Source organism: Falsigemmobacter intermedius, assembly GCF_004054105.1.
Lineage (GTDB): Bacteria > Pseudomonadota > Alphaproteobacteria > Rhodobacterales > Rhodobacteraceae > Wagnerdoeblera > Wagnerdoeblera intermedia.
In genome coordinates this window covers 42,430-67,971 of sequence record NZ_SBLC01000004.1, presented here as the reverse complement: position 1 = coordinate 67,971, position 25,542 = coordinate 42,430, and the positions used below count along the sequence as shown (strand labels likewise).

The following is a 25,542-nucleotide window of genomic DNA, read 5'->3' as shown; positions in this document are numbered from 1 at the left end:
GCGGGGTTAATTTTTGCCTAGCGTGTGGGCACGCGGGCGTTTCGGCCAGCGAGAATGGCCGAGATGGCATAGGCGGCCTGAGCGTCCATTCCGCTGAGAATTGCGGCGGCGGCTTCGGGGCGAAGGCGGCCGAGGAACCCGGCGGCGAACTGCGGATCCATGGTGGAGAAGAGCGCAGCCGCCTCTTTTGGTTTCATGGCTTCATAAACGGAGGTGAGGCGGGTCAGATCGCCCTCCGCCGCGCCATCAGCACGGGCCAGGGTCTCCGCGAGGGCGGCCTCGGCTGCCTCAAGCTCGGCGAGACGTTTCCGGATCAGCTCTTCTGCCATGGCCAGGGCGGCGGCCTGCTCCTCGGCGGCATATTCACGGGTGGCCAGACGCTCCTCGCGTTCACGAAAGGCCGCGAGGACCTCCGGTGTGGTTTTGGTGCAGGTATCCGCGCTGAGCGCCGTCTGGCTTTTTGGTTCCGTTACCTCGTCCGGAGCAGGTGCGGTGAGCGCCTGCGCTGCTGACCAGCCATCTCCGAGGCGGATCGCGCCTGACGTGAGCATCAACCCGGTGAGAAACATCAATATTCCCCGCGCAGGGGCTGTTTGTTTTCCGGCCATCAGGCTGCTCCTGCCGCGGGGCGGATGCGGTAGCGGCGAATCCTTGCGGGCGGCACCGCATGAGGGGTGGCCACCGGGGGGGCGCGTGTGTCGCCAGGCTCGGGAAGGTCATGGAGAGAGGAGATCAACAGCTCCAGCCGGGCGGTCGCGGCGGCCGCCCGCCGTGTCAGATCTTCGAGATCACCGGTCGGACCCTCCGCCGCTTTGCGGGCTTTCGCGAGGGCGCGCGTCAGGTCATCAACCTGTCCGCTCAGAATCGCGATGGCGGAGCCCATGTCGCCTTCAAGGCCGGTAAAGCGCGTGAGCCGCCGTTGCAGCACAAAGCAGTAAAGCGCGGCACCGAAGGCCCCTGCCGCCAGAAAAACGTCAGAAATCAGCTGCATGGGTTATCCTTTCAATTCAGAACAAATTCTGTGATCAGCAGGTCGCGCACCTGGCCGTCGCCTGCGATCAAAGCGATGCGGCGCAAAAGATGAGCGCGCAGGCGGATCATTGAGGATTGCGCCTCAAGCTCTCCGAGGGTGAGAGCGCTGAGATAGCTGTTCATCATGTCGAGTATCCTTGGCCGCAGTGCCTCCACCGCAGCACGGGCTCCGGGCTCCACCTCAAGTTGTGCTGTGAGACGCAGATGGCGGCTGCGGCCGCCGGGGCTCAGCGCGACCACCAGCGGATCAAGTTCAATATAACTCACCGCTCCGCCGGTAGTGCTCCCCTGGCGCGCCCCGGGCGTGCCACCTGGGGGAATCACCCCTGACCAGGTGAGCCAGAAGCCCGCCGCCAGCGCCGGAAGAGATAGCGCAAGGCCAAGTATTATCGGAATTTTTCCGGATTTCGGCTTTGTGGGAATCCCATCGGTGACTGTGGTGTCGCTCATCGCTGTGGCTCCTTTTCGTTCCACAGCTATAGCGCTGTCGCCACTAACCGATTGTTAAGCGCGATGGGTCATTGATGAGCGATCACAGGGACCAATCGGAGAAGCCGATGCAAAAGGGGCTTGCAATCTGGACGGAGCTGGGCGCGCGTCGTCAGGCGCTGTCGATCCTCGCCGTAGCGGCTATGCTCGCGGCGCTTTTTGCGCTGGGACGACTGGCCATGACGCCGGCGATGACTCTGCTTTATGCGGGGCTGGAGCCGGCGGCCGCAGGTGAGGTGATCCGCGCGCTTGAGCAGCGCGGGGTTCATTATGAGGTCAGGGGCGAATCGATCTGGGTTGATGAAAAAACCCGCGATGAGCTGCGACTTTCGCTTGCCGGAGAGGGCCTTCCCGCCACGGGGGGCGGCGGCTACGAGTTGTTGGATTCGCTTTCAGGCTTTGGCACCACGGCGCAGATGTTTGATGCGGCCTGGCTGCGCGCAAAAGAGGGGGAACTGGCGCGGACCATCGCGGCCAGTCCGCAGATCCGCTCGGCACGGGTGCATCTGGCGATTCCCGCAACCCGGCCTTTCCGCCGCGATCTGCAACCCTCGGCCTCGGTGACGGTGACCACGCTCGCAGGCGGTCTTGCGCCGCAGCAGGCGCAGGCGCTGCGCCATCTGGTGGCCTCTGCGGTGGCGGGCCTTGATCCGGCGCAGGTGGCCGTCATCGATTCGGCGGGCGGGCTGATCGAGCAGACCGCGACCGGCCCCGCGCGGGCCGAGACGCGTGTGGAAGAGACCCGACGCGCGGTTGAACGTCTGCTCGCCGCCCGCGTTGGCCAGGGGCGCGCCCTCGTCGAGGTCTCGATCGAACTGCTGACGGATCAGGAATCCGTCAAAGAGCGGCGGATTGAGCCTGACAGCCGTGTTGTCATTTCGACCGACAGCGAATCGCGCAGCTCTCAGGCCAGCGGGGCCGCACCCGGGGTGACGGTGGCCTCCAATCTGCCGGAAGGCGATGCGCAGTCCTCTGACGGCCCCCGCAGCCAGGAGGCCCAGTCGCGAGAGCGTATCAATTATGAGGTCTCAGAGACCGCGCGTGAGGTTGTGCGCGGTCCGGGCGGCGTGCGGCGCCAGACCGTGGCCGTTCTCGTCGACGGGCTGCGTGCCCCCGATGGCACCTGGTCGCCGCGCAGCGACGAGGAACTGGCGGATCTGCGGGATCTCGTCGCTTCGGCGGTTGGCTATGATGAGGCGCGGGGCGATGTCATCACGCTGAAATCCATGGAGTTTGAGCCTTTGCCCCTGGGCGAACCCGGGGTTTTGCCCGGTATGCTCGCCGCGCTGGATGTGATGACGCTGATCCAGATGGCCATCATTGCCGTGGTGGCGCTCGCTGTGGGGCTTTTTGTGATCCGGCCGCTGCTGAAGGGTCCGGATCGGGTGAGCGGGCCGCTGGCTCTTCCTGCCGCTGATCCTCCAGCGCTGACGGGGGAGGTGCAGAGCGATGAGGCCCTCTCCGAGGTCGGGGGCGCGTTGTTGCGGGTGGGTCATGACCCGGAGGGCTCTGCCACGGCGCCGCCGGATCCGGTTGACCGTCTGCGCCAGTTGATTGCCGAGCGGCAGGCCGAATCGGTGGAGATCCTGCGCAGCTGGATGGAAGAGCGGGAGGAGAGCCATTGAACTTTCCACTGAAACTCGAGGAGTTTGAGCCCTCTTCCGGCCTGACCGAGGGGGCAGACCGGTCAGCGGCGCTGGAAGACAGCCGGCTTGAAGGTTTTGAGCAGGGGTATCAGGCGGGCTGGGAGGATGCAGAGGCGGCGCGCAGTCAGATCGAAGCGGCGCGGCGCGATGAGGTTATCGCAGCGCTGAAGGCGATTAATCTGACCTTCTCAGCCGCGCGGGCTGAGGTGCTGCAGGCCCTCGCGCCGCTGATCAATGAGCTTGTCGCCCGCTGCCTTCCCCAGGTTGCCCGCGGGGCCCTCCCCGGTCTTGTGACAGAGGCTCTCGCCCCCTGGGTGGCAGAGGGGATCACCGATGGGGTCAGCCTCATCTGCAATCCGGAAGACGGGGGCATTCTGCAGGATCTGAGCGCCGCGGTTGAGGGTCTTTCCCTGCAGGAGGATCCGGGCACCCCGCCAGGCGAGGTCTGGCTGCGGTCGGCCGCGGGCGAACAGCGCATCGATACTGCGGCAGCGCTGGCAGAAGTCACACGCTGCATTGAAGAATTCTTCACACTGGCTGAGCAGGAGCGCCGACATGGATGACCCGAGAATGACGCCTCAAAACCCCTTCGCAAGTCTGCCGATCGAAATCACGGTCTGTGTCGGAAAAGCCCGGGCCCGGGTGAAAGACCTGCTGCGACTTGGCCCGGATGCGGTGCTGGTGCTCGACCGTCGGGTTGAGGATCCGGTCGAACTTTATGTGGGCGGGCGGCTGATCGCGCGCGGCGAATTGCAGGAACAGCCCGGAGAGCCCCCTGGCACGCTTGCCGTGCGACTGACCGAGGTGACCGGCGGGCAGGAGGGGCTGTGATCCGGCTTGCTATTCTCCTCGCGGTTCTCGCGGGGCCCGCGGCTGCGCAGGATCTGACCCTCTCTCTGGGAGAGGGGGGCAGCGCGAGCGGGCGGATTTTGCACCTGCTGGTGCTGGTGACGCTGCTCAGCCTGGTACCCGGACTTGCGGTGATGGTCACCTGTTTTCCCTTTATTGTCACAGTGTTGTCGATTTTGCGGCAGGCGCTCGGGTTGCAGGCCGCGCCGCCGAATATGCTGATTGTGACCCTGGCGCTCTTCCTCAGCTGGTATGTGATGGATCCTGTGCTCACGACAGCCTGGGAGGCCGGGGGAGCCCCTTTTGCGGCAGGGCACATGCCCCTCGAGGACGCCTTCCCAAGGGCCGCGACACCGTTTCGCCATTTCATGGCGGCGCGCCTGAACCCCGAGACCTTTTCCGCGCTTGAGGCGCTGCGCCCCGGCCTGCCTGTGGTGAGTGACCCCGCTGATGCGGATCTGTCTTTGCTGATCCCTTCCTTCCTGCTGAGCGAGATTACGCGGGCCTTTCAAATCGGATTTATCTTATTTTTGCCCTTTCTCATCATTGACCTGGTGGTGGCCGCTATCCTCATGTCGATGGGGATGATGATGGTGCCGCCCGCGATTGTCGCTTTGCCGTTCAAACTGGCCTTCTTTGTGGTGGCGGATGGCTGGACACTGGTCGCCTCGGCGCTGGTGCGAAGCTATGGGTAGCGGGTTTCGGCAGTTGACGCCTGTGCGGCGCAGGGCCAGTGTCAGAGCAGCCCTGCCAGGCATGGTGCCATGTGCTTCGGGCGGGTCGGGTGTTCTGAGAACAGATCCCAGGGGCCCGTAATTTTATCCCGGCGCATCAGGCGCCACAGCCGCGTCGAGACATGACCAAGCCAGCCCGTTCCGCCTTCTCTCCGCTCAGCTACCCTGCCTATCGGATCATCTGGATTTCGACGCTTTTCGCCAATCTTGGCTCGCTGATCCAAAACGTGGGTGCGGGCTGGATGATGACCAGCCTGACAGCCTCGCATGATATGATCGCGCTGGTGCAGGCATCGACCACTTTGCCGATCATGCTGCTGGCGATTCCGGCAGGAGCCATGGCGGATAATTATGACCGGCGCAAAGTGATGCTGGTCTCGCAAAGCTTTATGGCCGTTGTCTCTGCGGCCCTGGCGGCGGCGGCCTGGGCGGGGCTGCTGACACCCTGGTCGCTTTTGTGTTTCACGTTCCTGCTCGGGCTTGGCACCGCTTTGCATCTGCCGTCCTGGCAGGCCTCGGTCCGGGATCTGGTGCCGCGCGAAGATCTGGCCTCGGCGGTGACGCTGAATGCCATGAGTTTCAATATGATGCGCTCGCTTGGTCCGGCGATCGGGGGGCTGGTCGTGGCCTGGGCCGGGCCCTCGGCTGCTTTTGCAATCAATGCGATCAGCTATCTGGCGCTGATCTGGGCGCTTTGGGTCTGGAAGAAGCCGGTTGAGGAAAAAAACCTGCCAGGAGAGCGGCTTGGATCAGCGATCGCCGTGGGGCTTCGCTATGTGATGCTGTCGCCGAACCTGATCCGGATCATGACGCGGGGCTTCATCTTCGGGATCGCGGCGGTGGTGCTGCTGGCGCTTTTGCCGGCTGTGACGCGCGATCTGCTGAAAGCTTCGGCAGAGGTTTACGGCATTCTGCTTGGCGCCTTTGGGGTTGGGGCGATCTTCGGGGCGCTGGCCTCGCCCCGGCTGCGTCAGCATTTCCGGATTGAAACGATCATCGCGGGCTCTTTCGTGGCCTTTGCGGTGGGTGTGACCCTTCTGGGGCTGTCGCATTCGGTGGCGACGGCGATTCCGGGGCTGATGATTGCGGGCCTGGCCTGGGTGATGGCGCTGTCGCTTTTCAATGTTTCGGCGCAGCTTGCAACGCCACGCTGGGTGGTGGGGCGGGTTATTGCGATTTATCAGACCGCCACCTTCGGCGGCATGGCCTTTGGCAGCTGGCTTTGGGGGGCGGTCTCCGAGGTCTGGGGGCCGGTCGCCGCATTGCTGCTGGCCGCGCTTTTCATGCTCGGCGGGGCGCTTTGGGGGCGGTTTTTCCCCATGCCGGAGTTCTCAGAGGTTGATCTCGACCCCGCCAACAGCTTTCACGCGCCCGCGCTTCGGCTGAACCTGAAGGCGCGGTCGGGGCCGATTATGGTTATGCTTGATTGGGAAATCCCCTCTGAGCGCACCGAGGACTTCCTGAAAGAAATGGCAGAGCGTCGCCGGGTGCGGCTGCGTGACGGGGCGCGGCAATGGTCGCTGATGCGCGATCTGGAAAATCCTGACATCTGGGTTGAGGCCTATCACGTGCCGACCTGGGACGAATATATCCGCCACAACCAGCGCCGTACCCGCAATGATGCGGTGAATTTTGAGCGTCTTCTGGCGTTGCATAAGGGGCCGGGCCGCCCGGTCGTGCACCGTATGATCGAGCGGCGTGCCGTCACCTCGCATGACGATCTGCCGATTATTGAGCGTCCCAAGACACTCTGACGCAGGCTCCCGCCCGGCGCGGGGCCGCTCACTACGGGATTTCCCTCATATGCAGATCATGTAGGACAGTTCTATCCTTGCTCCATAACCGGGGACAGGGAGTTCACCATGATCGTCGTCGTAGACGCACTTAATCGCCATCTGTTCAGTGATATTCTGGACGAGATGTTCCTGCTGCGCGGCCGGGTTTTCGGCGGGCGTCTGGGCTGGGAAGTCGATGTGAAAGATGGTCGCGAAATCGACCAGTTCGACAACCTCGATCCGGTCTATGTGATCGGTCTGGACGATGAGGGCCATGTGGTTTCCTGCGTGCGGGCGCTGCAGACGACGGGACCGCATATGCTCTCGGATGTCTTTCAGGTGCTGCTCGACGGAGAGCCGCCGCTGCGGTCGTCGCAGATCTGGGAATCGACCCGCTTCTGCGTTGACACTGAGCGTCTGACCCGTGACGGCACCATGAAGGGCGTGTCGCAGGCCACCTGTGAGCTGATGATCGGCTCGCTCGAATACTGCCGCGATGCCGGTGTGACCGATATCGTGACCGTGATTGATCCGGTGATGAACCGGGTTCTGAAGCGGTCTGACAATGCGCCCTATGATTATCTCGGCTCGACCCACCCAATGGGCAAGGTGCCTGCAATGGCGGCACTTCTGGACTGCAGCGATGAGCGGATTGACCGCGTGCGTGCCTTTTCGGGCATCCATCACGATGTGATGGCCTCGGAAGAGGATGTGCTTGCCCTGCGGGCCGGCCTGCGCGCGCCGATGGCCGCCTGAACACTGGAAACGACCACTTCCGGAGCCTCCGGCAGAGTGGTGCAAATGCGTCCGCAGTGAGAGCGGCGCGAAGGAAGGAAAGTTGAAATGGCACTGATCGCACTGATCGGCGCAAGCGTTTTCGGAATGATCTGCGCGCTGACCGCTTGGGCTTTCGGCGCCGGATTTTCCCTTGTCGCGCTGGCCTATACGGGCGGAGCCTCGCTGCTGTTTTCGATCGTTCTCATGCGCATGATGGGCGAGCGTCACCCCCGTGGCGAGCGTCTGGCCTATGAGATCGAGGCCGATCTTCTGGCTCTGCAGGAGGCGGCCACCACCGTCGGGCGTCGCATCGAGCGCAGCGCCTGACAGAGTTCCGAGCATGCGGCAGGGGGCCTTGCCCGCTGCAGCCATCCGACAGGTCTCCCCGGGCCTGGTGTTCCCCAACATGGGATGTCACGCATGTTCCCGACCGTCCGTCCCGATGCTCCCCGGGACGGACGGTCGGTTCTTTTAAATCGGATAGATCAGCCCAAAAGCGATGGCGCGGGCAACGGCATGCGGTGTGGTCAGCGAATAAAGCTTGTCGCGGGCCGAGCGGAGGTGAACCTCAACCGTGCGGTGCGAGATCCCCAGGATATCCCCGACATCCTGCTGCGATTTACCCGCTGCGATCCATTGCAGGATCTCGCGCTCGCGGGTCGAAAGCGCCGGGGTGCGCAAAAGCCGGGACAGCTTGTCCGAGCGCATCACCGCATCATGGACATGCACGGCAACCGATTGCAGCTCGCCGATGATCTTGCGGGTCAGGCGCTGCCATTCTTCGGGTGAGCAGTCCCGCGTCACGCTCAGCAGGCCTGTGTCACCATAGGGGCCGCGCACCGGGATGGTCAGCCCCTGATCGCTGATGCCGAAATCGCGGGCCTGGGCGAAGACCTTTGCGAAATCGTCGTTGCGCTCAAAGCGCTTCCAGTCGACCGGCGCGATGGAGCGCCGGGCCAGGTGAACCGCCGGATCAATCGCGACGAAGCCGGAATTGGCGTAATGCTCTTTCCAGGCATCGGGATAGGTCACATAGCCATGAACGCTGTTTGAAACCGGGTTCATCCCCGCATAGGCAATATGATCCAGTTCCAGCTTTTCGCGCAGCTGAAGCAGGAACGCGTCAATCTGCCCGGGCACATCGGGATCATGGCCAAGGTCGATCAGTTCCATTTACGGTCACCGGACAGAACAATGCGCCGGCCCGGTAGAGCCGTCAGGGGCAGGCGCGGGTGTCTGAAGCCGCTGTGCATCGGCAGATCCTGCAGTGATGGTGACGTGATCCGGCCATAGGTCAGAGGGGGTGGAACGGGTGAAAAGGGAACTCATCAGTGTGAGGGAGGTGTACCTCGGTGCATGCTCCGTCAATGGCAATAGTGCACGGCTGGAAAATTATTAACAAGAGAGAAGCGATCCCCTCCGCCCTGACGACGGAGGGTAAGATACTCAATCCAAACGTGTAAAATGTGCGAGAGCCGAGGGCATCAATGCGCAGAGCGCGATCTTCACGCTGTCGCCAAAGAGGAAGGGCAGCAGCCCCACTGCCAGGAGCCGGTCTGCCGCGACGAACTGCGCCAGCCAGGCCAGACCGGCTGCATAGAGGGCAATGCTGGCGAAGGTCAGGGCCGTGAGGCGGATCAGCGCGCCGTGGCCACGGCCAAGCCCGGCGATTGCCGCCATAAGCGGCATGCCCAGAAGGAAGCCTGCGGTCGGCCCCGCAAAGACGGCAGGGCCCGCCATGGCCCCGGCAAAGACCGGCATGCCCGCGAGACCGGAAAGAAGATAGCCCAGCGTGATCGCAGCGCCGCGCCCTGCGCCGAGCGTCAGGCCCAGGGCCATGACGGTCAGGGTCTGAAGCGTCATCGGCACGGGCCAGAAGGGCACCTGCACCCGGGCTGAGAGTGCGAGCAGCAGAATCCCTGCGAAAGCGATCGAGAGTTCACGCGCCAGGGGCATGCGCCGCAGCGAACTCGCCGTGGGAGAGTGAATTGACATCGGGTCCTCCGGTAATGGTCACAACAGCCGCGGATGATGCGCGGTGCGGCGGGCAGGGGAAGACCGTGGTGTCAGATTATAGATAATTCTGAAGGCAGGTCAGGGTCTGAAACCGCCGGCCTGGAGCCGCAGCCTGGGCGGGGTCCATTGCACATGGCGCGCCAGAACCGAGCAGGCCGTAGCGCTGTCTCCGGCCCGCAGCGCGGCCAGAATGGCGCGGTGGTCGCGGTCATTGGGGCTTTGCCATTCCCGGCTTTTTCCGGCGAAAAGATAGCGGGCTGAGGCCAAGTGCAGATCGTCAATGCTGCGCAGCAGCCGCTCCATGCCGCAGGGCTCAAGAAGGGTGCGGTGAAAGCGCCGGTTGGCCTCTTCCCAGGTGTAAATATCTTCTGCATTTTCAGCAGCTTGATTGGCCTCTGCTGCGCGTTGCAGCACCGATCCCGTAATCTGCGGCGCGGCATGGCGCAGGGCCAGCGGCTCCAGAACGGCGCGCATTTCCGCAACCTCGCGCAGCGCGGCGTGGGGGGCTTCGGCCACGCGGGTGCCCCGGCGCGGCAGTCTTTGGGCGAGACCCCTGGCCTCAAGCTCCCGGAAGGCTTCGCGCACGGGGACGTGGCTGGCTTTAAACTCGGCCGCGATATGGTCCTGGCGCAGCGGGCTTCCGGCGGCCAGCTCTCCGCTGATGATCCGCTCAGAGAGGCGGGCGCAGATCTCCGCCGCGAGGGTCATTTCTTTCTTCATAAATTATAGATAATCGCGCCGGGGCTATCTGTCGAGCCATCTGGGCCTCAGACCGGAGGGCTGCGATTTTTTCGACGGAAACCCCGCGCTGCGCCGTAGAACGTCTTAAGAGGTTATGGAGTGGTCATTGATGCGCAGATGGATCTGGGTGCTGCTGGTGCTGGCACTGGCGGGGGGCGCGGCCTGGTGGGCCTTTGGCACGAGTGCGGCGTCGAAAACCTCTGAGCGTCCGCAAACCATAACGGTCAAGCGCGGCACGCTGCGCCAGTCGGTTCTGGCGGCGGGGGTGATTGAATCTGCAAGTCTGGTCTCGGTCGGGGCGCAGGTCGGCGGTCAGGTGCAGTCGCTGCCGGTGAAGCTGGGCGATGTGCTGAAGGCCGGGGATCTGGTGGCGCAGCTCGACCCCGAAGAGCAGCAGACCGCCCTTCTGCGGGCCGAAGCGGCGCTTGCGCAGATTGAGGCGCAGATCGTCTCGCAGGAGGCAACGATTGCTGAGGCGCGCCAGTCGCTTGATCGTAAACGCCAGCTGACGGAAAAACGCCTGACCACCACGCAGGATCTGGAGGCCGCCGAGACGCAGCTGAAGGTCGCAGAGGCCAATCTCAAAGCGCTTGAGGCTTCTCGTGCGCAGGCGGAGCTCTCTGTCCAGTCCTCGCGCATCGCGCTGGAGCGGACGCGGATCACCGCGCCCTCGGATGGAACGGTGGTGGCGGTGACGGTGCGCGAAGGCCAGACCCTGAACGCCAATCAGTCGAGCCCCACGGTGATCAAACTGGCGCGGCTCGATACCATGGTGGTGAAGGCCGAGATCTCTGAGGCCGATGTGATCAACGTCAAACCCGGGCTTCCGGCGACCTTCACCCTTCCTGGTGCGCCCGATATGCGCTTTCGCGCCACGCTGAGAGCGGTGGAGCCCGCCCCGGCGTCGATCGCCACCTCGGATGATGTGGATACGTCAAAGGCGGTTTATTTCAACGCCTTGCTTGATGTGCCCAATCCTGACGGCGTGCTGCGGATCGGCATGACGGCCGAGGTTTCGATCCTGCTCGATTCCGCCGAAGATGTGCTGATGGTGCCCACGGCTGCTCTTTCGAGCAATGCCGCGGGGGAGCGGGTGGTGAAAGTTCTCGCCCCCGGCGCGACTGAACCCTCTGAGCGCGTGGTTGAAGTCGGTCTGACCACTGCCGCACAGGCGGCCATCCTGTCGGGTCTCTCGGAAGGGGATGAGGTGGTCAGCAGCGGCCGTCCCGCGCGCGGCGGTGCGGGAGGTGGCGGTCCGGCAGGTGGCGCAGGCCCGCGCGGTCCGCGCGGCCCGATCAGCATGTTCTGAGGCAAAAGATGACCAGGCCTTTGATCGAACTGCGTAATCTGTCGCGCCGCTTTCAGGCGGGCGAGGAAGAGATCACCGTCCTGCAGGACGTGAACCTGACCATTGAGCGCGGCGATATGGTGGCGATCATCGGCACCTCGGGCTCAGGCAAATCGACGCTGATGAATATCATCGGCTGCCTCGATCGCCCCAGCGGCGGGCAATATCTCTATGACGGGCGCGATGTCGGTCAGATGGATATCGAAGACCGCGCGCGGCTGCGGCGGGCGCATTTCGGGTTTATCTTTCAGCGTTACCAACTGCTGCCGGATCTGGATGCCCTTGGGAATGTTGAGATTCCGGCGGTTTATGCAGGCCGCCCCCAGGCCGAGCGGCGCAGCCGCGCCAAGGCGCTTCTGGAGCGGCTGGGCCTGAGTGAGCGGATGGATCACCGCCCCAATGCGCTCTCGGGCGGTCAGCAGCAGCGGGTTTCGGTCGCCCGCGCCCTGATCAACGGCGGAGAGGTCATCCTCGCCGATGAGCCCACCGGCGCGCTCGACAGCCGTTCGGGGCGCGAGCTGCTGACGCTGCTTGATGAGCTGAATGCCCAGGGGCATACGATCATTCTGGTCACCCACGACCCCGATGTGGCGGCCCGCGCGGGGCGCGTGATTGAGGTGCGGGACGGCCGGATCATCGGCGACCGGCGCAATCGTCCGCTGCCCGCAGGGGCGACGCCCGAGCCGGCGCCGCCGGAGAAAACCGGCCCTGCTGTCAGTCTGGGGCGCTTTCGTGAGGCGTTCTCCATGGCGCTGCGGGCGCTGAATGCGCATCGGCTGCGCAGTTTTCTGACCATGCTGGGGATCATCATCGGGATCGCTTCGGTGGTCTCAGTCGTGGCCCTTGGCACCGGCAGCCGTGAGAAGGTGCTGGAGAGCATCTCATCGCTGGGGACCAATACCATCACGGTTCGGCCGGGGACCGGGTTCGGCGACCGCCGCTCTGCGGCCGTGCGCACGCTGGTGGCCGGTGATGCTGATGCCCTGGCGCGGGAGGATTTCACCGTTTCGGTCTCGCCGACGCTGAGTTCCAGTGGCCTGCTGCGGCGAGGGAGTTATTCCACAACGGCCTCCATCTCCGGTGTGGGGGTGGATTACTTTGACGCGGACGGGCTGAAGCTGCGGCAGGGGCGCGCGCTCACTGCTGAGGATGTGCGCGCGGCGGCGCAGGTGGTTTTGCTGAACGATGACGCCGTAAATACGTTCTTTCCTGACGGCGGTCAGGTCATCGGTGAAACGGTGATGCTGGACCGGATGCCGGCTGTGGTGATCGGCATCATCGATTCCAGCAGCGCGCGCGGGCCGTCAGGGACGCGTTTCTATGTGCCCTATACGACTGTCACCAAACGGATAAACGGGCAAAAGCACCTTCAGGAGATTCTGGTCCGCTTTCGTGATGACCTGACGGTGACGGAGGCTGAGGCAAAGATCGAAGAGCTTTTGACCCGCCGCCACGGACGAAAAGACTTCTTCCTGACGAATTCGGTGGCGATCCGCGAGAGCATTGATGCCACAACACGCACGATGACCCTGCTGATCTCTTCGATCGCTTTGATTTCGCTGGTGGTGGGCGGCATCGGGGTGATGAACATCATGCTGGCCTCGGTGACCGAACGGACCCGCGAGATCGGCGTGCGGATGGCGGTCGGCGCACGCCGGTCAGACATCATTGCGCAGTTTCTGACCGAAGCGGTGGTGGTCTGTCTGCTTGGCGGTGCGATCGGTGTCTCGCTGGCGCTGGCCGGGGGCTTTGCCATGGGGCAGTTCCAGGACCAGATCAGGCTGACCTTTTCACCGCTGACCATTCTGCTGGCCTTTTTGTCCTCAACGGTGGTGGGAATCACTTTCGGATACCTGCCGGCCCGGTCGGCCTCGCGCCTTGATCCGGTGGTGGCCCTGGCGCGCGAGTGAAGCTGATTCGTTTCGCATCGACGTCATATTTTCGGGAGAATTAAAAATTATATTTAAACTTCAGGTTTAAATATGAGCGAAAGCAGGATTTTGTGAGTGGGGACGAAATCGGGGGCTTCCATCTCCTCAGGTTTTCGCTACCACAATCCCCCGATTGAAATGTTAAAGAGTGGTCAACCGATCGTGCCATCTGCCCGATTTTAACCACAATTCTACACTCCAAATGTCTAAAGATGGATGGAGTGCCCGGCCCTGGCCCCAAGGGTGCGCGGAAGAGCAAGGAGGACTGTCATGGGAGCCTTGATTATTGTCATCGGCGGAGTGGTGGGCTTCTTCATTGCTGCCGTCAGTTACTTCTCGGGTGTCAGCCTGCTGTGGTCGCTGGTTATCTATGCGGCCACGGGCAATGCGATCGCCGGATGGCTGCTGATGCGCTTCCACCGCGACAGCGAACGCGACCGTGCCTATATGCGCCGCGAGATCGACGCCGAAATGGAAGCTCTGAGTGAGCTGCGGGCAGCGGAAGCCGCCGGGGGCACCACGGCAGAGCGCTCTCCGATTCTGTTCCGCGCCCTGCGCCTGCAGGAGCAGCTGAACAATCGCTACGACAGCCGCGGCGCCTGAGACCGGCTCTGTTGAATTGAAAACACCGCTCCTGAGGGCGGTGTTTTTTATTGTCGTGACGGAACGAGAAGAGTTGCCGGACCGCCCTGTCTCAGGTCGCGGGCGGCGCGGGCGGTTGCTGGCTGCGCAGGGCCGAAGTGATGGCGTTAAAGGCAACTTTGACATCCATGGCGAAGGTCACCCGGGTCGCATAGGCAATCGCAACCGCCTTGCGGTCTTTGCCCGAGAGATGCGCATAGGCAGGCAGTTCCGAGGGGCAGAAAATCCCCGGCGCCACACGGCGCAAGGTGGCATTCCGCTCAATCTGCCGATCAACGCGCACCGGCTCAGGCAGCGGGCCGATCAGCGACATCTCTCCCGTCAGTACGTTCCAGACCTGGGGCAGGGCGTTCAGGCGGGTCCGGATCAGGAAATCACCCACCGTGGTCAGCCGCGGATCGCGCCCGTTGGAATCAAGCGCTGCCTCGCCCTGAACGGGGGGCATCTCAAGGGCGCGCATATCGACGCAGCGGAAGCGAAGCTGCCGGAAAATGGCCCCATCGCGCCCCTTGCGGCTGACACGCAGCAGCACCGGACCACTGCTGGTCGCCAGGATGCAGATGGAAATTCCAATCATCGCGGGGGCGATCACCGGCAGTGCGGTCAGGACCATCAGCACATCAAGCGGGCGCTTGAAAAAGCGGGCATAAACCGACTGCCGCCCCCCCCTCGCTTGACGCGCGGTTTCGCCGGAGGCTGACGGGCGTAGATTCATTGTACCTTTGATCATCACGCTACCAGCAAAAACGCCAGGAATTGAAATTGATATAAGTCGGAAACAGTTCCCTAACTACAGTAAAATTTTTAAAAATATAACACTTTCCGCTGTGATTGTTCACAACAGTCGCGCTTTTAAGGAATTTTTGTAACAGCTTATCCGCCCAATCAGAAATCGGTGATCGGACAAGTTATTCTTACGTATAGGGACGCCGGGAGCCTGGCCTGGCCCTCCGGCGTCGCGTGACGCGAAGCGAATCAGCGTGCAGCCATGGAAACCCGGGTCTGCGGCTGCGGCGAATCCCCTTTGCGCAGTTCTGCGAGCAACTCCTCGCGGCGCAGCGCGGCGCGGCGGGCGGCCGCTTCTTTGACCGGGCCAAAACCCCGGATGCTGAGCGGAAGCTCTGCCAGCTCACGTGCGAGGCCGAGTTTGCCGGGGGTGAGATTTTCCAGAACCTCACTCATATCGCGCTCATATTGCGTGATCAGATTGCGCTCCATTTTACGCTCAGCGGTATAGCCAAAGACATCAAAGGCTCCGCCCCGCAGGCCTTTCAGTCCGGCCAGAAGGCGAAAGACCGGCAGGATCCAGGGGCCGAATTCGCGTTTCTTTGGCCGCCCCTGGCTGTCCTTTCCGCCCATCAGGATCGGTGGTGCCAGATGGAATGAGGGCTTCAGATCGCCGTCAAAGCCCGCCCGCACTTTCTCCATGGTCGCAAGATGGAGGCGTGCCACCTCATATTCATCCTTATAGGCCAGAAGCTTGTGATAGCCCTTCGCGATGGACAGCCGCAGGGCAGGGTCTTCGGCGCGGGTCAGGAAGGCGCGGTATTTCTGCGCAAGCCCCTCGTCCTGATAGGCGGCCAGATGGGCGGCACGAAACTCAATCGGGTCGCTCTCGGTTGGTTTGGCAGGGGCGGCGGGCGTCAGGGCAGCGCGGACCTCGCCGGGGAAAGCCATGGCCCAGCGGCCCAGATCAAAGGCCCGCAGATTGGCCTCTACGCCTGCGCCGTTCAGTTCAATCGCGCGGCGGATCGCAGCCAGCGAGACCGGCACCAGGCCCTGCTGCCAGGCGGCGCCAAAGACCATCATATTCGAGAAAATCGAATCCCCCAGCATCACCCGAGCCACTTCTGAGGCGTCAAAGAAGCTGAGTTTTGCGCCAAGACGGGCCTCAAGGGCGACCCGAAGCTGATCGGCGGGCAGGCGGAAATCAGGCAGCCGGGTGAAATCGCCGGTGACGATCTCATGGCTGTTGACCACGGCACCAGAGCGCCCGGTGGTCATCAGCCCAAGGGTTTTCGCCCCCGCAGTCACAACCAGATCGCCGCCGATCACGGCATCTGCCTCGCCGGTTGCGACGCGGACGGCACTGATGTCGCCAGCCTTTTTCGCGATGCGGCAATGGATGTGAACGGCGCCGCCTTTTTGGGCAAGCCCCGCCATTTCCATCATCCCGGTCCCCAGGCCGTCGATATGCGCGGCCATCGAAAGCACCGCGCCGATGGTGACCACGCCGGTCCCGCCCACGCCGGTGATGACGATATTCCAGGTGCCGTTGATCGCCGGCAATTGCGGCTCCGGCAGCGCGGGCAGCGTAAAGCTGCGTGCACCGGCCTTTTTCACCTTCGCGCCCTGAAGGGTCACGAAGGAGGGGCAAAAGCCGTTTACGCAGCTGAAATCCTTGTTGCAGGAGGATTGATCGACCGCGCGTTTGCGGCCCAGTTCGGTCTCAACCGGCACCAGCGAGACGCAGTTGGACTGCACACCGCAATCGCCGCAGCCCTCGCAGACGTCCGTGTTGATAAACACGCGCTTATCGGGGTCCGGAAATTCGCCGCGTTTGCGGCGGCGGCGCTTTTCTGCGGCGCAGGTCTGGATATAGAGGATGGCTGAGGTGCCGGGCTCAGTGGCCATGCGGCGCTGCACTTCCATCAGCTTATCGCGGGTCGCAAATTCAAGACCCGGGGGAAAGCTTTTCAGATCAACATCTTCCTTCGGATCATAAACCACCACGATGGGGCTGACGCCGATGGCCTGGATCTCACGAGCGATCTGCGGCGCGGTCAGATCCCCCTCATTGGGCTGGCCGCCGGTCATGGCGACGGCGTCATTGAAAAGGATTTTATAGGTTATCCGCGTCCCTGCGGCGACCGCGGCACGAATGGCCAGAACGCCTGAGTGGTTATAGGTGCCGTCGCCGATGTTCTGGAAGACATGCTCCCGCGTTGAGAAAAGCGACTCCCCCATCCAGTTTGCGCCTTCCCCACCCATCTGGGTGAAGCCCAGGGTTTCCCGGTCCATCCATTGCGACATGTAATGGCAGCCGATCCCCGCATAGGCGCGGGAGCCTTCGGGCACTTTGGTTGAGGAATTATGTGGACAGCCCGAGCAGAACCAGGGCGTGCGCGCCGCGATATCCGTGGCGTTATCGGCGCGGCGGGTCTCACCCAGGCGCTTGCGGGCAGCGAGGATCTGATCGGTGCCGCAGCCCTCTTCTTCCAGGATCTCGCCCAGGGCTTCTGCGATGATGATGGGATCCAGCGCGAAAGCGGCGGTGAACAGCTCACGCCGCCCCCCCTCGCGGGTGAAATCCGCGCGGGTGCCGCCATAGATGCGGCAGTGGTTTTCCTCATCGAAAAGCGCTTCTTTGATCTGCACTTCCAGAAGCTTGCGCTTTTCTTCCACCACCACGATCAGATCCAGCCCTGCCGCCCATTCCCGGAAGCTGGTCATATCGAGCGGCCAGACCTGGCCCACTTTATAGGTGGTGATGCCTAGTCGTTCCGCCTCTGCCGCATCAATGCCCAGAAGCGACAGCGCATGGCTGAGGTCGAGCCAGTTTTTCCCGGCGGCGACAAAGCCGATCTTTGCGCCCTCACGCCCCATCATGCGTTTGTCGATGCGATTGGCACGGGCAAAGGCTTCGGCGGCGTGGCGTTTGTGGCGGATCATCCGCGCTTCCTGCGCGACCGGGGTATCCTGCAGCCGGATGTTGAGCCCCCCTTCCGGCATCGGGAAGTCGGGGGTGACAAACGCCATCCGCTCAGGGCGGCCATCGACGACGGCCGTGGCCTCGATGGTGTCTTTCATGGTCTTGAGACCCACCCAGACCCCGGCAAAGCGGCTCAGCGCCCAGCCGTAGAGCCCGTAGTCCAGAACCTCCTGGACCCCTGCGGGGCTGACGATGGGCATATAGGCATCCACCAGCGCCCAGTCTGACTGATGCAGAACGGTTGAGCTTTCGCCGGTGTGGTCATCGCCCATGGCCATCAGCACGCCGCCTTTGGGCGAAGTGCCCGCCATATTGGCGTGGCGCATCACATCGCCCGAACGATCAACCCCCGGCCCTTTGCCATACCAAAGCGCAAAGACCCCGTCATAACGACCCTCGCCGCGCAACTCAGCCTGCTGGCTGCCCCAGATGGCGGTCGCGGCCAGATCTTCATTGGTGCCGGGCTGGAATTTGATGTCGCGGGGCGCGAGGATCTTTTCGGCCCGGGTCATCTGCTGATCGACCGCGCCAAGCGGGGATCCGCGATAACCGGTGCAATATCCGGCCGTCTTCAGGCCCGCCGCTTCATCGCGGGCCTTTTGCATCAGCATCAGTCGCACAAGCGCCTGGGTTCCGTTCAATAACACGGTGGACTTGCTGAGATCGAAACGATCATTCAGCGAAACATCCTGCTGGCTCATAGGTCTCCTCCCCCAGGTCGCGTGCAGTCCCGGAAGCGTAGGTCAATTATCCTGACCTACAAAGAGGAATTTCAGTTGATTCATTTGCAAACCCTCGTGATGCTGCCTATCTGAGGCCGATCAAGAAATAGTTATGACAGGGCAACCCCACACCATGGATTGGGATAAGTTACGGATATTCCACGCGGTCGCCGATGCCGGAAGCCTGACCCATGCCGGGGACACTCTGCACCTGTCCCAATCTGCCGTCAGCCGGCAGATCCGCGCGCTTGAGGAGGCCCTGGCGACGACGCTGTTTCACCGCCACGCCCGTGGCCTGATCCTGACCGAGCAGGGGGAGCTTCTGTTTGAGGCGACCTCTTCGATGGTCAAACGGCTTGAGACCGCCTCGGCCCGCATCCGCGACAGCGAGGATGAGGTTTTTGGCGAACTGCGTGTGACCACGACCATGGGCTTTGGCACCATGTGGCTGGCACCGCGTCTGTCGTCGCTTTACCGCAAATACCCCGATGTCCGCATCGATCTGCTGCTCGAAGAGCGGGTGCTCGATCTGCCCATGCGCGAAGCCGATGTCGCCATCCGCATGAAAGAGCCCAGCCAGGCCGATCTGATCCGTCGTCGCCTGATGAACATTCGCATCATGCTCTTTGCGACGAAGGAATATCTCGAAGAATACGGCGTGCCGCAGAAGCCCGAAGATCTGCGCAATCACCGTCTGATCTGCCAGCAGGACGGGGCGCCCCAGGTGGCCGCAGGCGCCCGGCTGGCGCGCGATATGCTGGCTTTTGAGCCGCGCTCAACCTTGAAGGTAAACAACTACTTCGGTGTTCTGCAGGGCGTGCAGAATCATCTCGGGATCGGCGTTCTGCCGGAATATCTCAATGCCGATTTCGGCACGCTTGAGCGGGTTTTGCCGGGGGTGGAATCCGACGAGGTTCCGGTCTTTCTGGCCTATCCTGAAGAGCTGCGCCATTCGCGCCGCGTGGCCGCTTTCCGCGATTTCATCACCGAAGAGATCCAGGAACACCGCCGCATCAGCCGCGATTGACGTTAAGTCATGCGTTGATTGCATATCTGCTTTGCCCAAAGGGCTGTCGCCCGGGGCTTGAATGCCAGGGGGGCGGGGCCTAAATCCTGCCGTAAGGGCGGTGCCTCGCATCGTTCTTACCTCCCTGTTGGACTTCGGCCGAGCTTATGCTCGGCCTTTTTTTTGTCCCTTCGCGGGGTTGCCCGGAAATCGTGCAGAAAATCCTGCCTCTGCCTTTGAAGGCAGCGGGCTTTGCGGCTGGCGAAGGCCGGGGGGCTTCGGCCCCGGCCTCTCGGGCAGGCTTCGCGCTGTCCTGCCTTGCAGCCCTGCTGAATTGCGCCTGCCCCCCTGTTCGGGGCTTTCCTTCGCGCCTGCCCCGGCCTAAAAGCGCGGCAAATTCCTTTGGGGGCCGCCATGACCGATCCGCAGATCACGCCTGACCTCATCGCCTCGCACGGCCTCAAGCCGGAGGAGTATCAGCGCATCCTGGAAATCATCGGCCGTGAGCCCACTTTCACGGAGCTGGGGATCTTCTCGGCGATGTGGAATGAGCATTGCTCGTATAAGTCGTCGAAGAAATGGCTGCGTACCCTGCCGACCACCGGTCCGCAGGTCATCTGCGGCCCCGGCGAAAACGCCGGTGTGGTCGATATCGGCGATGGTCAGGCCGTCATCTTCAAGATGGAAAGCCACAACCACCCCTCCTATATCGAGCCCCATCAGGGCGCGGCGACCGGCGTGGGCGGCATTCTGCGGGACGTCTTCACCATGGGCGCCCGTCCGATTGCTGCGATGAACGCGCTCTCCTTCGGTGAGCCCTCGCACCATAAAACCGCGCAGCTCGTGCAGGGTGTGGTTGAGGGCGTGGGCGCTTACGGCAACGCATTTGGCGTGCCGACCGTCGGCGGTGAAGTGCGCTTCCACAAAAGCTACAACGGCAACTGCCTTGTGAACGCTTTTGCGGCAGGTCTGGCTGACACCGACAGCATCTTCTATTCCGCCGCTTCGGGCGTTGGCATGCCGGTGGTTTACCTCGGTGCCAAGACCGGCCGTGACGGGGTGGGCGGTGCGACCATGGCTTCGGCTGAGTTTGACGACACCATCGAAGAGAAGCGCCCCACCGTTCAGGTTGGCGACCCCTTCACCGAAAAGCGTCTGCTGGAAGCCTGCCTTGAGCTGATGGCTTCGGGCGCGGTGATTTCGATCCAGGACATGGGGGCGGCGGGTCTGACCTGCTCGGCTGTGGAAATGGGCGACAAGGGTGGTCTGGGCATCAAACTGCAGCTCGACAACGTGCCGCAGCGTGAGCGCAATATGACCGCTTACGAGATGATGCTCTCGGAAAGCCAGGAGCGCATGCTCATGGTGCTCAAGCCCGAGATGGAAGAGGAAGCCCGCGCGATCTTCGTGAAATGGGACCTCGACTTCGCCATCGTCGGTGAGACCATCCCGGAAGACCGCTTCCTCATCCTGCACGGCGATGAGGTGAAAGCCGATCTGCCGCTCTCGAAGCTGTCGTCCTCGGCCCCGGAATATGACCGCCCCTGGGTTCCGACCCCGAAAGCGGCTCCGGTTGGTGAGATCCCGGCAGCCGATCCGATCGATGCGCTCAAAGCGCTGATCGGCTCGCCCTCCTATGCCCATAAAGCCTGGGTCTGGGAGCAGTATGACAGCCAGGTTGGTGCTGACACCATGGTCACCCCCGGCCTTCCGGCTGGTGTGGTGCGCGTGCATGGCACGGAAAAGGCTCTGGCTTTCACCTCGGATGTGACGCCGCGCTATGTGAAGGCGAACCCGGTTGAGGGTGGCAAACAGGCTGTGGCCGAAGCCTACCGCAACCTGACCGCCATGGGCGCTCTGCCGCTGGCCACCACCGACAACATGAACTTCGGCAACCCGGAAAAGCCGGAAATCATGGGCCAGTTCGTCGGCGCCATTCAGGGCATCGGTGAAGCCTGCATCGCGCTGGACATGCCGATCGTCTCGGGCAACGTCTCGCTTTACAACGAGACCGACGGCCAGCCGATCCTGCCGACCCCGACCATCGGTGCGGTGGGCATCCTGAAATCGCTCGATGAGCTGATCGCCGGTCGCGCTCAGGATGGCGATCTGGCCGTGGTGATCGGTGAGACCAAAGGCCACCTCGGCCAGTCGGCTGTTCTGGCTGAGCTTTTTGGCCGTGAAGAGGGCGATGCCCCGGCGGTCGATCTGGCAGAAGAGAAGAAAAACGGCGAGTTCCTGCGCGCAAACCGTGCGCTGGTGCGCTGCGCAACCGACCTTTCGGACGGTGGTCTGGCGCTGGCCGCCTTCGAGATGGCCGAAGGCGCGGGCCTTGGTCTGACCCTTGAGGCCGGTGATCTCTCGACCCTCTTTGGCGAAGATCAGGCGCGCTATCTGGTGGCGGTTGATGCGGGCGCACTGGCTGATCTGCAGGCGGCGGCTGCCGCTGCGGGCGTCACACTGACCGTTGCGGGCCGCTTTGGCGGTGAAACCGTGACGCTGGGCAGCGCCACGGCTTCGGCGGCGGAGCTGTCGAAGCTTTACCGCTCGGCCTTTGAGGCTGGCGTCGGCCTGTAATCGGGTTCAAATTCCAAAGGGCCGGCGGTGACGCCGGCCCTTTTTCGTTGCGAAGGTGTCCAATGACCTCGACCCCCGGTCTGAAATTTCTGGAAAAGCAGGGCGTGGCCGTCACGCTGCACCCCTATGACTACGATCCTTCGGCTGATGCCGTGGGGCTTCAGGCGGCCGAAGCGCTTGGGACAGATCCGGCCCTGACGCTGAAAACCCTGATGGTGGAGGTGGACGGCAAACCCGCCTGTGTGGTGCTGCCCTCAGACCGGCAGCTTTCGATGAAGAAAGTCGCGGCGGCCTTTGGCGGCAAATCCGCGGCCATGATGCTGCCTGCGAAGGCCGAGAAGCTGACCGGATACCGTGTGGGCGGCATCTCGCCCTTTGGTCAGAAGAAGCCGGTCCCCACGGTGATGGAGGAAAGCCCGCTCGCCGCGCCGAAGGTCTGGATCAATGCAGGCGCGCGCGGACTTCTGCTGGGCATCGCGCCGGGCGATGCGCTGCGGGTGCTGGGTGCGAAGGCGGCTTCTGTCCTGGCGTAATTTCGGGCAGAATGCCCCCAAGGCCCCGAGAGAAGGAAAGAACAGATGCCAGATACCCGCGCCCCGCGCCTTTGCGTGCTGATCGACGCCGACAACGTCCCGGCGCATTACGCCGATGTTCTTTTTGAAGAAATCGCCTCTCTGGGTGAGGCTTCGGTGCGCCGGATCTATGGCGACTGGTCCGCGCAGCGGCTGAATCGCTGGGCCGAGCGGGTGAATACTCTCGGTCTGGTGGCCGATCAGCAGTTCTCGAACACCAAGGGCAAGAACGCCTCGGACATCGGTCTGGTGATCGCGGCGATGGACTTCCTGCACTCAGGGCTTTTTGACGGCTTTGTACTGGTGTCGTCGGACAGTGATTTCACCCGGCTTGCCGCGCGTATCCGCGAGCAGGGGCTGGACGTCTATGGCATCGGTGAGAAGAAAACGCCCGAAGCCTTCCGCATGGCCTGTAAGCGCTTCATCTATCTGGAAAACCTGACGCCCGAGGATAAGCCCGACACCACCCCCCGCCGTCCTTCGGCGCAGGTCAGATCCGGCGATGAGCCGCGCAGCGCGCAGGAGAAGCTGCCGCCCGCGCAGGCCGTTCCGCTGATCACGGCGGCGATGTGGGCGATTGACCCGGAAGGGGAGTGGTATTCTCTGGGCCAGATCGGGCAGTTCATTACCCAAGCCAATCCGGACTTCGACACCCGCACCTATGGCTCGGCGAAACTCTCGGATCTGATGCGCGGCCTGCCGCGCTTTGAGGTGCGCCCCGGCCCGCAGGGGCAGTTGCAGGCGCGCGACATTACCTGACGCGCGCCCGGCAGGTCTTTAGCGCAACAGCGCCTGCAGCAGGACCAGAGTGGCTTCCATGGTGTTCATGCCGTAGCCGCCGTTGTTGCCGGCCCAGGCATTCATGCCGTTCCAGGTGCCCGGACCCCAGGCCCCGTCAATCGGGCCGCGATAATAGCCCTGGCGCGCCAGCTGGCGCTGAATGCGCAGACGGTCTTCGCGGCTCATGCGGTAGAAAGCCTCGCGCGGATGGGGCTGCTGCCAGCCCGGAGCCCGTGCCGGGACCGGAACGGGCACATAGCGCACTTCCGGACGGCTCGGGCCGCGATGCACATGGCGCGGCGGCGGATCATGGCGGGCATGGCCTTTGCCCTTGCCTTTGTTGTGATGCTTCGCATGGCCCGGCGGGCCGTGGTGGCGCTGTTCCCAGCGGCGGTCATCGCGGGGGCCGGCCTCAGCCATCGGGGCGAGTGCGCCCAGCGAAACGGCGGCGGCCAGCAGGGCCGCGCAGGTTTTATTCAGTAGCGTGACGGACATCGAAAATCCCTCCGTTGCCTGTCCCCGGGCTGGGGACACAGAGATACAACGGAGAAACCCGCCGCTTCCGTCGGAGTTCCTGACAGCGCTGAGAGGGCCAGGCAGGAAGCCGCACAGCGGGTGGCGGCGAACCGGCAAAGAGATGCCGGTTCACGGAAGTTTCAGGCAAAAGCGCCGCTCAGACCGAAAGGCAGATGTATTTCATCTCGAGGAAATCCTCGATCCCGTGGTGAGATCCCTCACGCCCCAGGCCAGACTGCTTCACCCCGCCGAAGGGCGCCACTTCGGTTGAGATGATGCCGGTATTCACCCCGATGATGCCATATTCCAGCGCCTCCTGGACGCGGGTGATGCGGCCGATGTCGCGGGCATAGAAATAAGACGCAAGGCCGTAGATCGTGGCATTGGCGTAAGTCACCGCCTCCTCCTCGGTCTCAAACTTAAAGAGCGGGGCCAGGGGGCCAAAGGTCTCTTCGCTCGCCACAGCCATCTCCTGGGTGACGCCGGTGACGATGGTCGGCTGGAAGAAATTGCCGCCCTTTTCATGGCGTGCGCCGCCGAGAATGACCTCACCGCCTTTGGAGAGGGCGTCTGCGATATGCTCTTCCACCTTTTTGACGGCATCGCCATTGATGAGGGGGCCAAACTCCACCGTCTCAGTCAGCCCGTCTCCGACGCGCATCTTTGCGACCGCCGCTTTCAGCTTTTCGGCGAAGGCGTCATAGACCCCGGCCTGGACGTAGATCCGGTTGGCGCAGACGCAGGTCTGGCCGTTGTTGCGGTATTTCGACATCAGTGCGCCCTGCACGGCGGCATCAAGATCGGCGTCGTCAAAGACGATGAAGGGCGCATTGCCGCCCAGCTCCATCGAGCATTTGAGCACCTGATCAGCCGCCTGACGCAGCAGGATCCGCCCGACCTCGGTCGAGCCGGTAAAGGTGAGTTTGCGCACGCGCGGGTTCTCGCAGAACTCTTTGCCGATCTCGCTGGAGCGTTTGGAGGTGACCACATTGAACAGCCCGCCCGGAATGCCGGCGCGTTCGGCCAGAACCGCGATGGCGAGCGCCGAAAGCGGCGTCTCGGCGGCGGGGCGGACCACAAAGCCGCAGCCCGCAGCGAGAGCGGGGCCGCATTTGCGGGTGATCATCGCATTGGGGAAGTTCCAGGGCGTGATCGCCGCCACCACCCCGATCGGCTGTTTCAGCACGGTGATGCGTTTGTCGGGCTGATGGCCGGGAATGGTCTCGCCATAAATGCGTTTGCCCTCTTCCGCGAACCACTCGATGAAGCTCGCGCCATAAGCGATTTCACCCTTCGCCTCTGCCAGGGGCTTGCCCATTTCGGCGGTCAGAATGGCCCCCAGATCGTCCTGATTTTCCATCATCAGATCAAACCAGCGCCGCAGCACCTGAGCGCGGTCTTTGGCGGTGCGTTTCTGCCAGTCTTTCTGCGCGGCCTCAGCGGCGGCAATGGCCCCGGCCGCTTCTTCGCGGCTCAGGTCCGCCACCTCGCAGATCACATCGCCCCGCGCGGGGTTGAGGACCGGAAAGGTCTTTCCATCCGCCGCCGCCACCCAGCTTCCGCCGACATAGGCGCGGGTCTCCAGCAGGGACGGGTCTTTCAGCAGGGACTTCAGATCAGTTGCAGTATCGAGCATGGCGGGCCTCCCATTTCCTTGAGGGGCATGCAAGCATGTGC

The 25,542-nt window shown here is 63.1% G+C and carries 24 protein-coding genes; 14 read left to right on the top strand and 10 right to left on the bottom strand.

All coding sequences use genetic code 11. From position 1 onward, the window contains the following. Nucleotides 1-17: 17 nt before the first annotated feature. The 3 genes from EP867_RS03725 to EP867_RS03715 are packed head-to-tail and all read right to left on the bottom strand — an operon-like array spanning nucleotide 18 to nucleotide 1,482. Nucleotides 18-608 carry a MotE family protein gene (locus tag EP867_RS03725; protein WP_128486864.1) on the bottom strand — a complete coding sequence of 197 codons (591 nt, stop codon included), beginning with the start codon at nucleotides 606-608 and terminating at the stop codon, nucleotides 18-20. Next, nucleotides 608-991: a hypothetical protein gene (locus EP867_RS03720; protein WP_174722293.1), complete on the bottom strand. Its 384-nt coding sequence runs from the start codon at nucleotides 989-991 to the stop codon at nucleotides 608-610. The genes EP867_RS03725 and EP867_RS03720 overlap by 1 nt, the downstream gene beginning before the upstream one ends. Before the next feature lie 11 nt (nucleotides 992-1,002). Beyond that, nucleotides 1,003-1,482: a flagellar basal body-associated FliL family protein gene (locus EP867_RS03715; RefSeq protein ID WP_128486863.1), complete on the bottom strand. Its 480-nt coding sequence runs from the start codon at nucleotides 1,480-1,482 to the stop codon at nucleotides 1,003-1,005. Nucleotides 1,483-1,589: 107 nt separating this feature from the next. Between EP867_RS03715 and fliF the strand changes: the two genes are divergently transcribed. From fliF to EP867_RS03680, 7 genes are all read left to right on the top strand, one after another. Next, on the top strand, nucleotides 1,590-3,146 hold the full coding sequence (gene fliF, locus EP867_RS03710; RefSeq protein ID WP_128486862.1) for a flagellar basal-body MS-ring/collar protein FliF: 1,557 nt from the start codon (nucleotides 1,590-1,592) through the stop codon (nucleotides 3,144-3,146). Then, nucleotides 3,143-3,730: a FliH/SctL family protein gene (locus EP867_RS03705; protein WP_128486861.1), complete on the top strand. Its 588-nt coding sequence runs from the start codon at nucleotides 3,143-3,145 to the stop codon at nucleotides 3,728-3,730. The genes fliF and EP867_RS03705 overlap by 4 nt, the downstream gene beginning before the upstream one ends. Continuing rightward, entirely contained in the window at nucleotides 3,723-3,998 is a 276-nt protein-coding gene (locus EP867_RS03700) for a FliM/FliN family flagellar motor switch protein (protein WP_124965049.1), read from the top strand. The genes EP867_RS03705 and EP867_RS03700 overlap by 8 nt, the downstream gene beginning before the upstream one ends. Next, nucleotides 3,995-4,711, top strand: coding sequence for a flagellar type III secretion system pore protein FliP (gene fliP / locus EP867_RS03695; protein WP_164888754.1), 717 nt, complete (start codon nucleotides 3,995-3,997; stop codon nucleotides 4,709-4,711). The genes EP867_RS03700 and fliP overlap by 4 nt, the downstream gene beginning before the upstream one ends. 161 nt (nucleotides 4,712-4,872) lie before the next feature. After that, nucleotides 4,873-6,504, top strand: a complete 1,632-nt coding sequence (locus tag EP867_RS03690; RefSeq protein ID WP_128486860.1) for an MFS transporter — start codon at nucleotides 4,873-4,875, stop codon at nucleotides 6,502-6,504. A gap of 108 nt (nucleotides 6,505-6,612) precedes the next feature. Beyond that, nucleotides 6,613-7,281, top strand: coding sequence for an acyl-homoserine-lactone synthase (locus EP867_RS03685; RefSeq protein ID WP_128486859.1), 669 nt, complete (start codon nucleotides 6,613-6,615; stop codon nucleotides 7,279-7,281). 87 nt (nucleotides 7,282-7,368) lie between these two features. Beyond that, complete coding sequence (locus EP867_RS03680; RefSeq protein ID WP_128486858.1) at nucleotides 7,369-7,629, top strand: hypothetical protein; 261 nt, start codon at nucleotides 7,369-7,371, stop codon at nucleotides 7,627-7,629. Nucleotides 7,630-7,773: 144 nt separating this feature from the next. On the opposite strand, the gene EP867_RS03675 is transcribed toward EP867_RS03680, so the two are convergent. From EP867_RS03675 to EP867_RS03665, 3 genes are all read right to left on the bottom strand, one after another. Next, nucleotides 7,774-8,475, bottom strand: coding sequence for a helix-turn-helix transcriptional regulator (locus EP867_RS03675; protein WP_128486857.1), 702 nt, complete (start codon nucleotides 8,473-8,475; stop codon nucleotides 7,774-7,776). Between the two features lie 273 nt (nucleotides 8,476-8,748). Next, complete coding sequence (locus EP867_RS03670) at nucleotides 8,749-9,297, bottom strand: biotin transporter BioY (protein ID WP_128486856.1); 549 nt, start codon at nucleotides 9,295-9,297, stop codon at nucleotides 8,749-8,751. A 99-nt stretch (nucleotides 9,298-9,396) separates the two neighbouring features. Continuing rightward, entirely contained in the window at nucleotides 9,397-10,026 is a 630-nt protein-coding gene (locus EP867_RS03665; RefSeq protein WP_380049977.1) for a GntR family transcriptional regulator, read from the bottom strand. Between the two features lie 142 nt (nucleotides 10,027-10,168). Between EP867_RS03665 and EP867_RS03660 the strand changes: the two genes are divergently transcribed. The 3 genes from EP867_RS03660 (at nucleotide 10,169) to EP867_RS03650 (ending at nucleotide 13,941) form a co-directional block, all read left to right on the top strand. Then, complete coding sequence (locus tag EP867_RS03660; protein ID WP_164888753.1) at nucleotides 10,169-11,368, top strand: efflux RND transporter periplasmic adaptor subunit; 1,200 nt, start codon at nucleotides 10,169-10,171, stop codon at nucleotides 11,366-11,368. An 8-nt stretch (nucleotides 11,369-11,376) separates the two neighbouring features. Then, nucleotides 11,377-13,317 (top strand): MacB family efflux pump subunit, encoded by a 1,941-nt coding sequence (locus tag EP867_RS03655; protein WP_128486853.1) that lies wholly within the window; start codon nucleotides 11,377-11,379, stop codon nucleotides 13,315-13,317. Nucleotides 13,318-13,608: 291 nt separating this feature from the next. Next, nucleotides 13,609-13,941: a hypothetical protein gene (locus EP867_RS03650; protein ID WP_128486852.1), complete on the top strand. Its 333-nt coding sequence runs from the start codon at nucleotides 13,609-13,611 to the stop codon at nucleotides 13,939-13,941. 91 nt (nucleotides 13,942-14,032) lie between these two features. Here EP867_RS03650 and EP867_RS03645 read toward each other — a convergent pair whose 3' ends face one another. Together EP867_RS03645 and EP867_RS03640 are read right to left on the bottom strand one after the other, a co-directional pair. Continuing rightward, nucleotides 14,033-14,695 (bottom strand): sugar transferase, encoded by a 663-nt coding sequence (locus EP867_RS03645; RefSeq protein ID WP_164888752.1) that lies wholly within the window; start codon nucleotides 14,693-14,695, stop codon nucleotides 14,033-14,035. 260 nt (nucleotides 14,696-14,955) lie between these two features. Beyond that, nucleotides 14,956-18,393 (bottom strand): indolepyruvate ferredoxin oxidoreductase family protein, encoded by a 3,438-nt coding sequence (locus tag EP867_RS03640; protein ID WP_128486850.1) that lies wholly within the window; start codon nucleotides 18,391-18,393, stop codon nucleotides 14,956-14,958. A gap of 154 nt (nucleotides 18,394-18,547) precedes the next feature. Here EP867_RS03640 and EP867_RS03635 point away from each other — a divergent pair, with 154 nt between their 5' ends. From EP867_RS03635 to EP867_RS03620, 4 genes are all read left to right on the top strand, one after another. Next, the gene (locus EP867_RS03635; RefSeq protein WP_128486991.1) at nucleotides 18,548-19,441 is read left to right on the top strand and encodes a LysR family transcriptional regulator; all 894 of its coding nucleotides are present in this window, start codon (nucleotides 18,548-18,550) and stop codon (nucleotides 19,439-19,441) included. 393 nt (nucleotides 19,442-19,834) lie between these two features. Next, nucleotides 19,835-21,997 (top strand): phosphoribosylformylglycinamidine synthase subunit PurL, encoded by a 2,163-nt coding sequence (gene purL, locus EP867_RS03630; protein WP_128486849.1) that lies wholly within the window; start codon nucleotides 19,835-19,837, stop codon nucleotides 21,995-21,997. 62 nt (nucleotides 21,998-22,059) lie between these two features. After that, the gene (ybaK, locus tag EP867_RS03625) at nucleotides 22,060-22,530 is read left to right on the top strand and encodes a Cys-tRNA(Pro) deacylase (RefSeq protein ID WP_128486848.1); all 471 of its coding nucleotides are present in this window, start codon (nucleotides 22,060-22,062) and stop codon (nucleotides 22,528-22,530) included. A 45-nt stretch (nucleotides 22,531-22,575) separates the two neighbouring features. After that, nucleotides 22,576-23,328: an NYN domain-containing protein gene (locus EP867_RS03620; protein ID WP_128486847.1), complete on the top strand. Its 753-nt coding sequence runs from the start codon at nucleotides 22,576-22,578 to the stop codon at nucleotides 23,326-23,328. An 18-nt stretch (nucleotides 23,329-23,346) separates the two neighbouring features. Here EP867_RS03620 and EP867_RS03615 read toward each other — a convergent pair whose 3' ends face one another. Further along, complete coding sequence (locus EP867_RS03615) at nucleotides 23,347-23,844, bottom strand: peptidoglycan-binding protein (protein WP_128486846.1); 498 nt, start codon at nucleotides 23,842-23,844, stop codon at nucleotides 23,347-23,349. A 178-nt stretch (nucleotides 23,845-24,022) separates the two neighbouring features. After that, entirely contained in the window at nucleotides 24,023-25,501 is a 1,479-nt protein-coding gene (locus EP867_RS03610) for an NAD-dependent succinate-semialdehyde dehydrogenase (RefSeq protein WP_128486845.1), read from the bottom strand. Between the last annotated feature and the right edge of the window lie 41 nt (nucleotides 25,502-25,542).

Coding starts and splice junctions, on each gene's coding strand:
- EP867_RS03700 (WP_124965049.1), top strand. CDS start 3,723: ATGGATGACCCGAGAATGACGCCTCAAAACCCCTTCGCAAGTCTGCCG.
- EP867_RS03635 (WP_128486991.1), top strand. CDS start 18,548: ATGGATTGGGATAAGTTACGGATATTCCACGCGGTCGCCGATGCCGGA.
- EP867_RS03615 (WP_128486846.1), bottom strand. CDS start 23,844: ATGTCCGTCACGCTACTGAATAAAACCTGCGCGGCCCTGCTGGCCGCC.
- EP867_RS03670 (WP_128486856.1), bottom strand. CDS start 9,297: ATGTCAATTCACTCTCCCACGGCGAGTTCGCTGCGGCGCATGCCCCTG.
- EP867_RS03715 (WP_128486863.1), bottom strand. CDS start 1,482: ATGAGCGACACCACAGTCACCGATGGGATTCCCACAAAGCCGAAATCC.
- fliF (WP_128486862.1), top strand. CDS start 1,590: ATGCAAAAGGGGCTTGCAATCTGGACGGAGCTGGGCGCGCGTCGTCAG.
- EP867_RS03685 (WP_128486859.1), top strand. CDS start 6,613: ATGATCGTCGTCGTAGACGCACTTAATCGCCATCTGTTCAGTGATATT.
- EP867_RS03650 (WP_128486852.1), top strand. CDS start 13,609: ATGGGAGCCTTGATTATTGTCATCGGCGGAGTGGTGGGCTTCTTCATT.
- EP867_RS03645 (WP_164888752.1), bottom strand. CDS start 14,695: ATGAATCTACGCCCGTCAGCCTCCGGCGAAACCGCGCGTCAAGCGAGG.
- EP867_RS03675 (WP_128486857.1), bottom strand. CDS start 8,475: ATGGAACTGATCGACCTTGGCCATGATCCCGATGTGCCCGGGCAGATT.
- EP867_RS03640 (WP_128486850.1), bottom strand. CDS start 18,393: ATGAGCCAGCAGGATGTTTCGCTGAATGATCGTTTCGATCTCAGCAAG.
- EP867_RS03610 (WP_128486845.1), bottom strand. CDS start 25,501: ATGCTCGATACTGCAACTGATCTGAAGTCCCTGCTGAAAGACCCGTCC.
- EP867_RS03620 (WP_128486847.1), top strand. CDS start 22,576: ATGCCAGATACCCGCGCCCCGCGCCTTTGCGTGCTGATCGACGCCGAC.
- purL (WP_128486849.1), top strand. CDS start 19,835: ATGACCGATCCGCAGATCACGCCTGACCTCATCGCCTCGCACGGCCTC.
- EP867_RS03720 (WP_174722293.1), bottom strand. CDS start 991: ATGCAGCTGATTTCTGACGTTTTTCTGGCGGCAGGGGCCTTCGGTGCC.
- EP867_RS03725 (WP_128486864.1), bottom strand. CDS start 608: ATGGCCGGAAAACAAACAGCCCCTGCGCGGGGAATATTGATGTTTCTC.
- ybaK (WP_128486848.1), top strand. CDS start 22,060: ATGACCTCGACCCCCGGTCTGAAATTTCTGGAAAAGCAGGGCGTGGCC.
- EP867_RS03660 (WP_164888753.1), top strand. CDS start 10,169: ATGCGCAGATGGATCTGGGTGCTGCTGGTGCTGGCACTGGCGGGGGGC.
- EP867_RS03680 (WP_128486858.1), top strand. CDS start 7,369: ATGGCACTGATCGCACTGATCGGCGCAAGCGTTTTCGGAATGATCTGC.
- EP867_RS03690 (WP_128486860.1), top strand. CDS start 4,873: ATGACCAAGCCAGCCCGTTCCGCCTTCTCTCCGCTCAGCTACCCTGCC.
- EP867_RS03665 (WP_380049977.1), bottom strand. CDS start 10,026: ATGACCCTCGCGGCGGAGATCTGCGCCCGCCTCTCTGAGCGGATCATC.
- EP867_RS03655 (WP_128486853.1), top strand. CDS start 11,377: ATGACCAGGCCTTTGATCGAACTGCGTAATCTGTCGCGCCGCTTTCAG.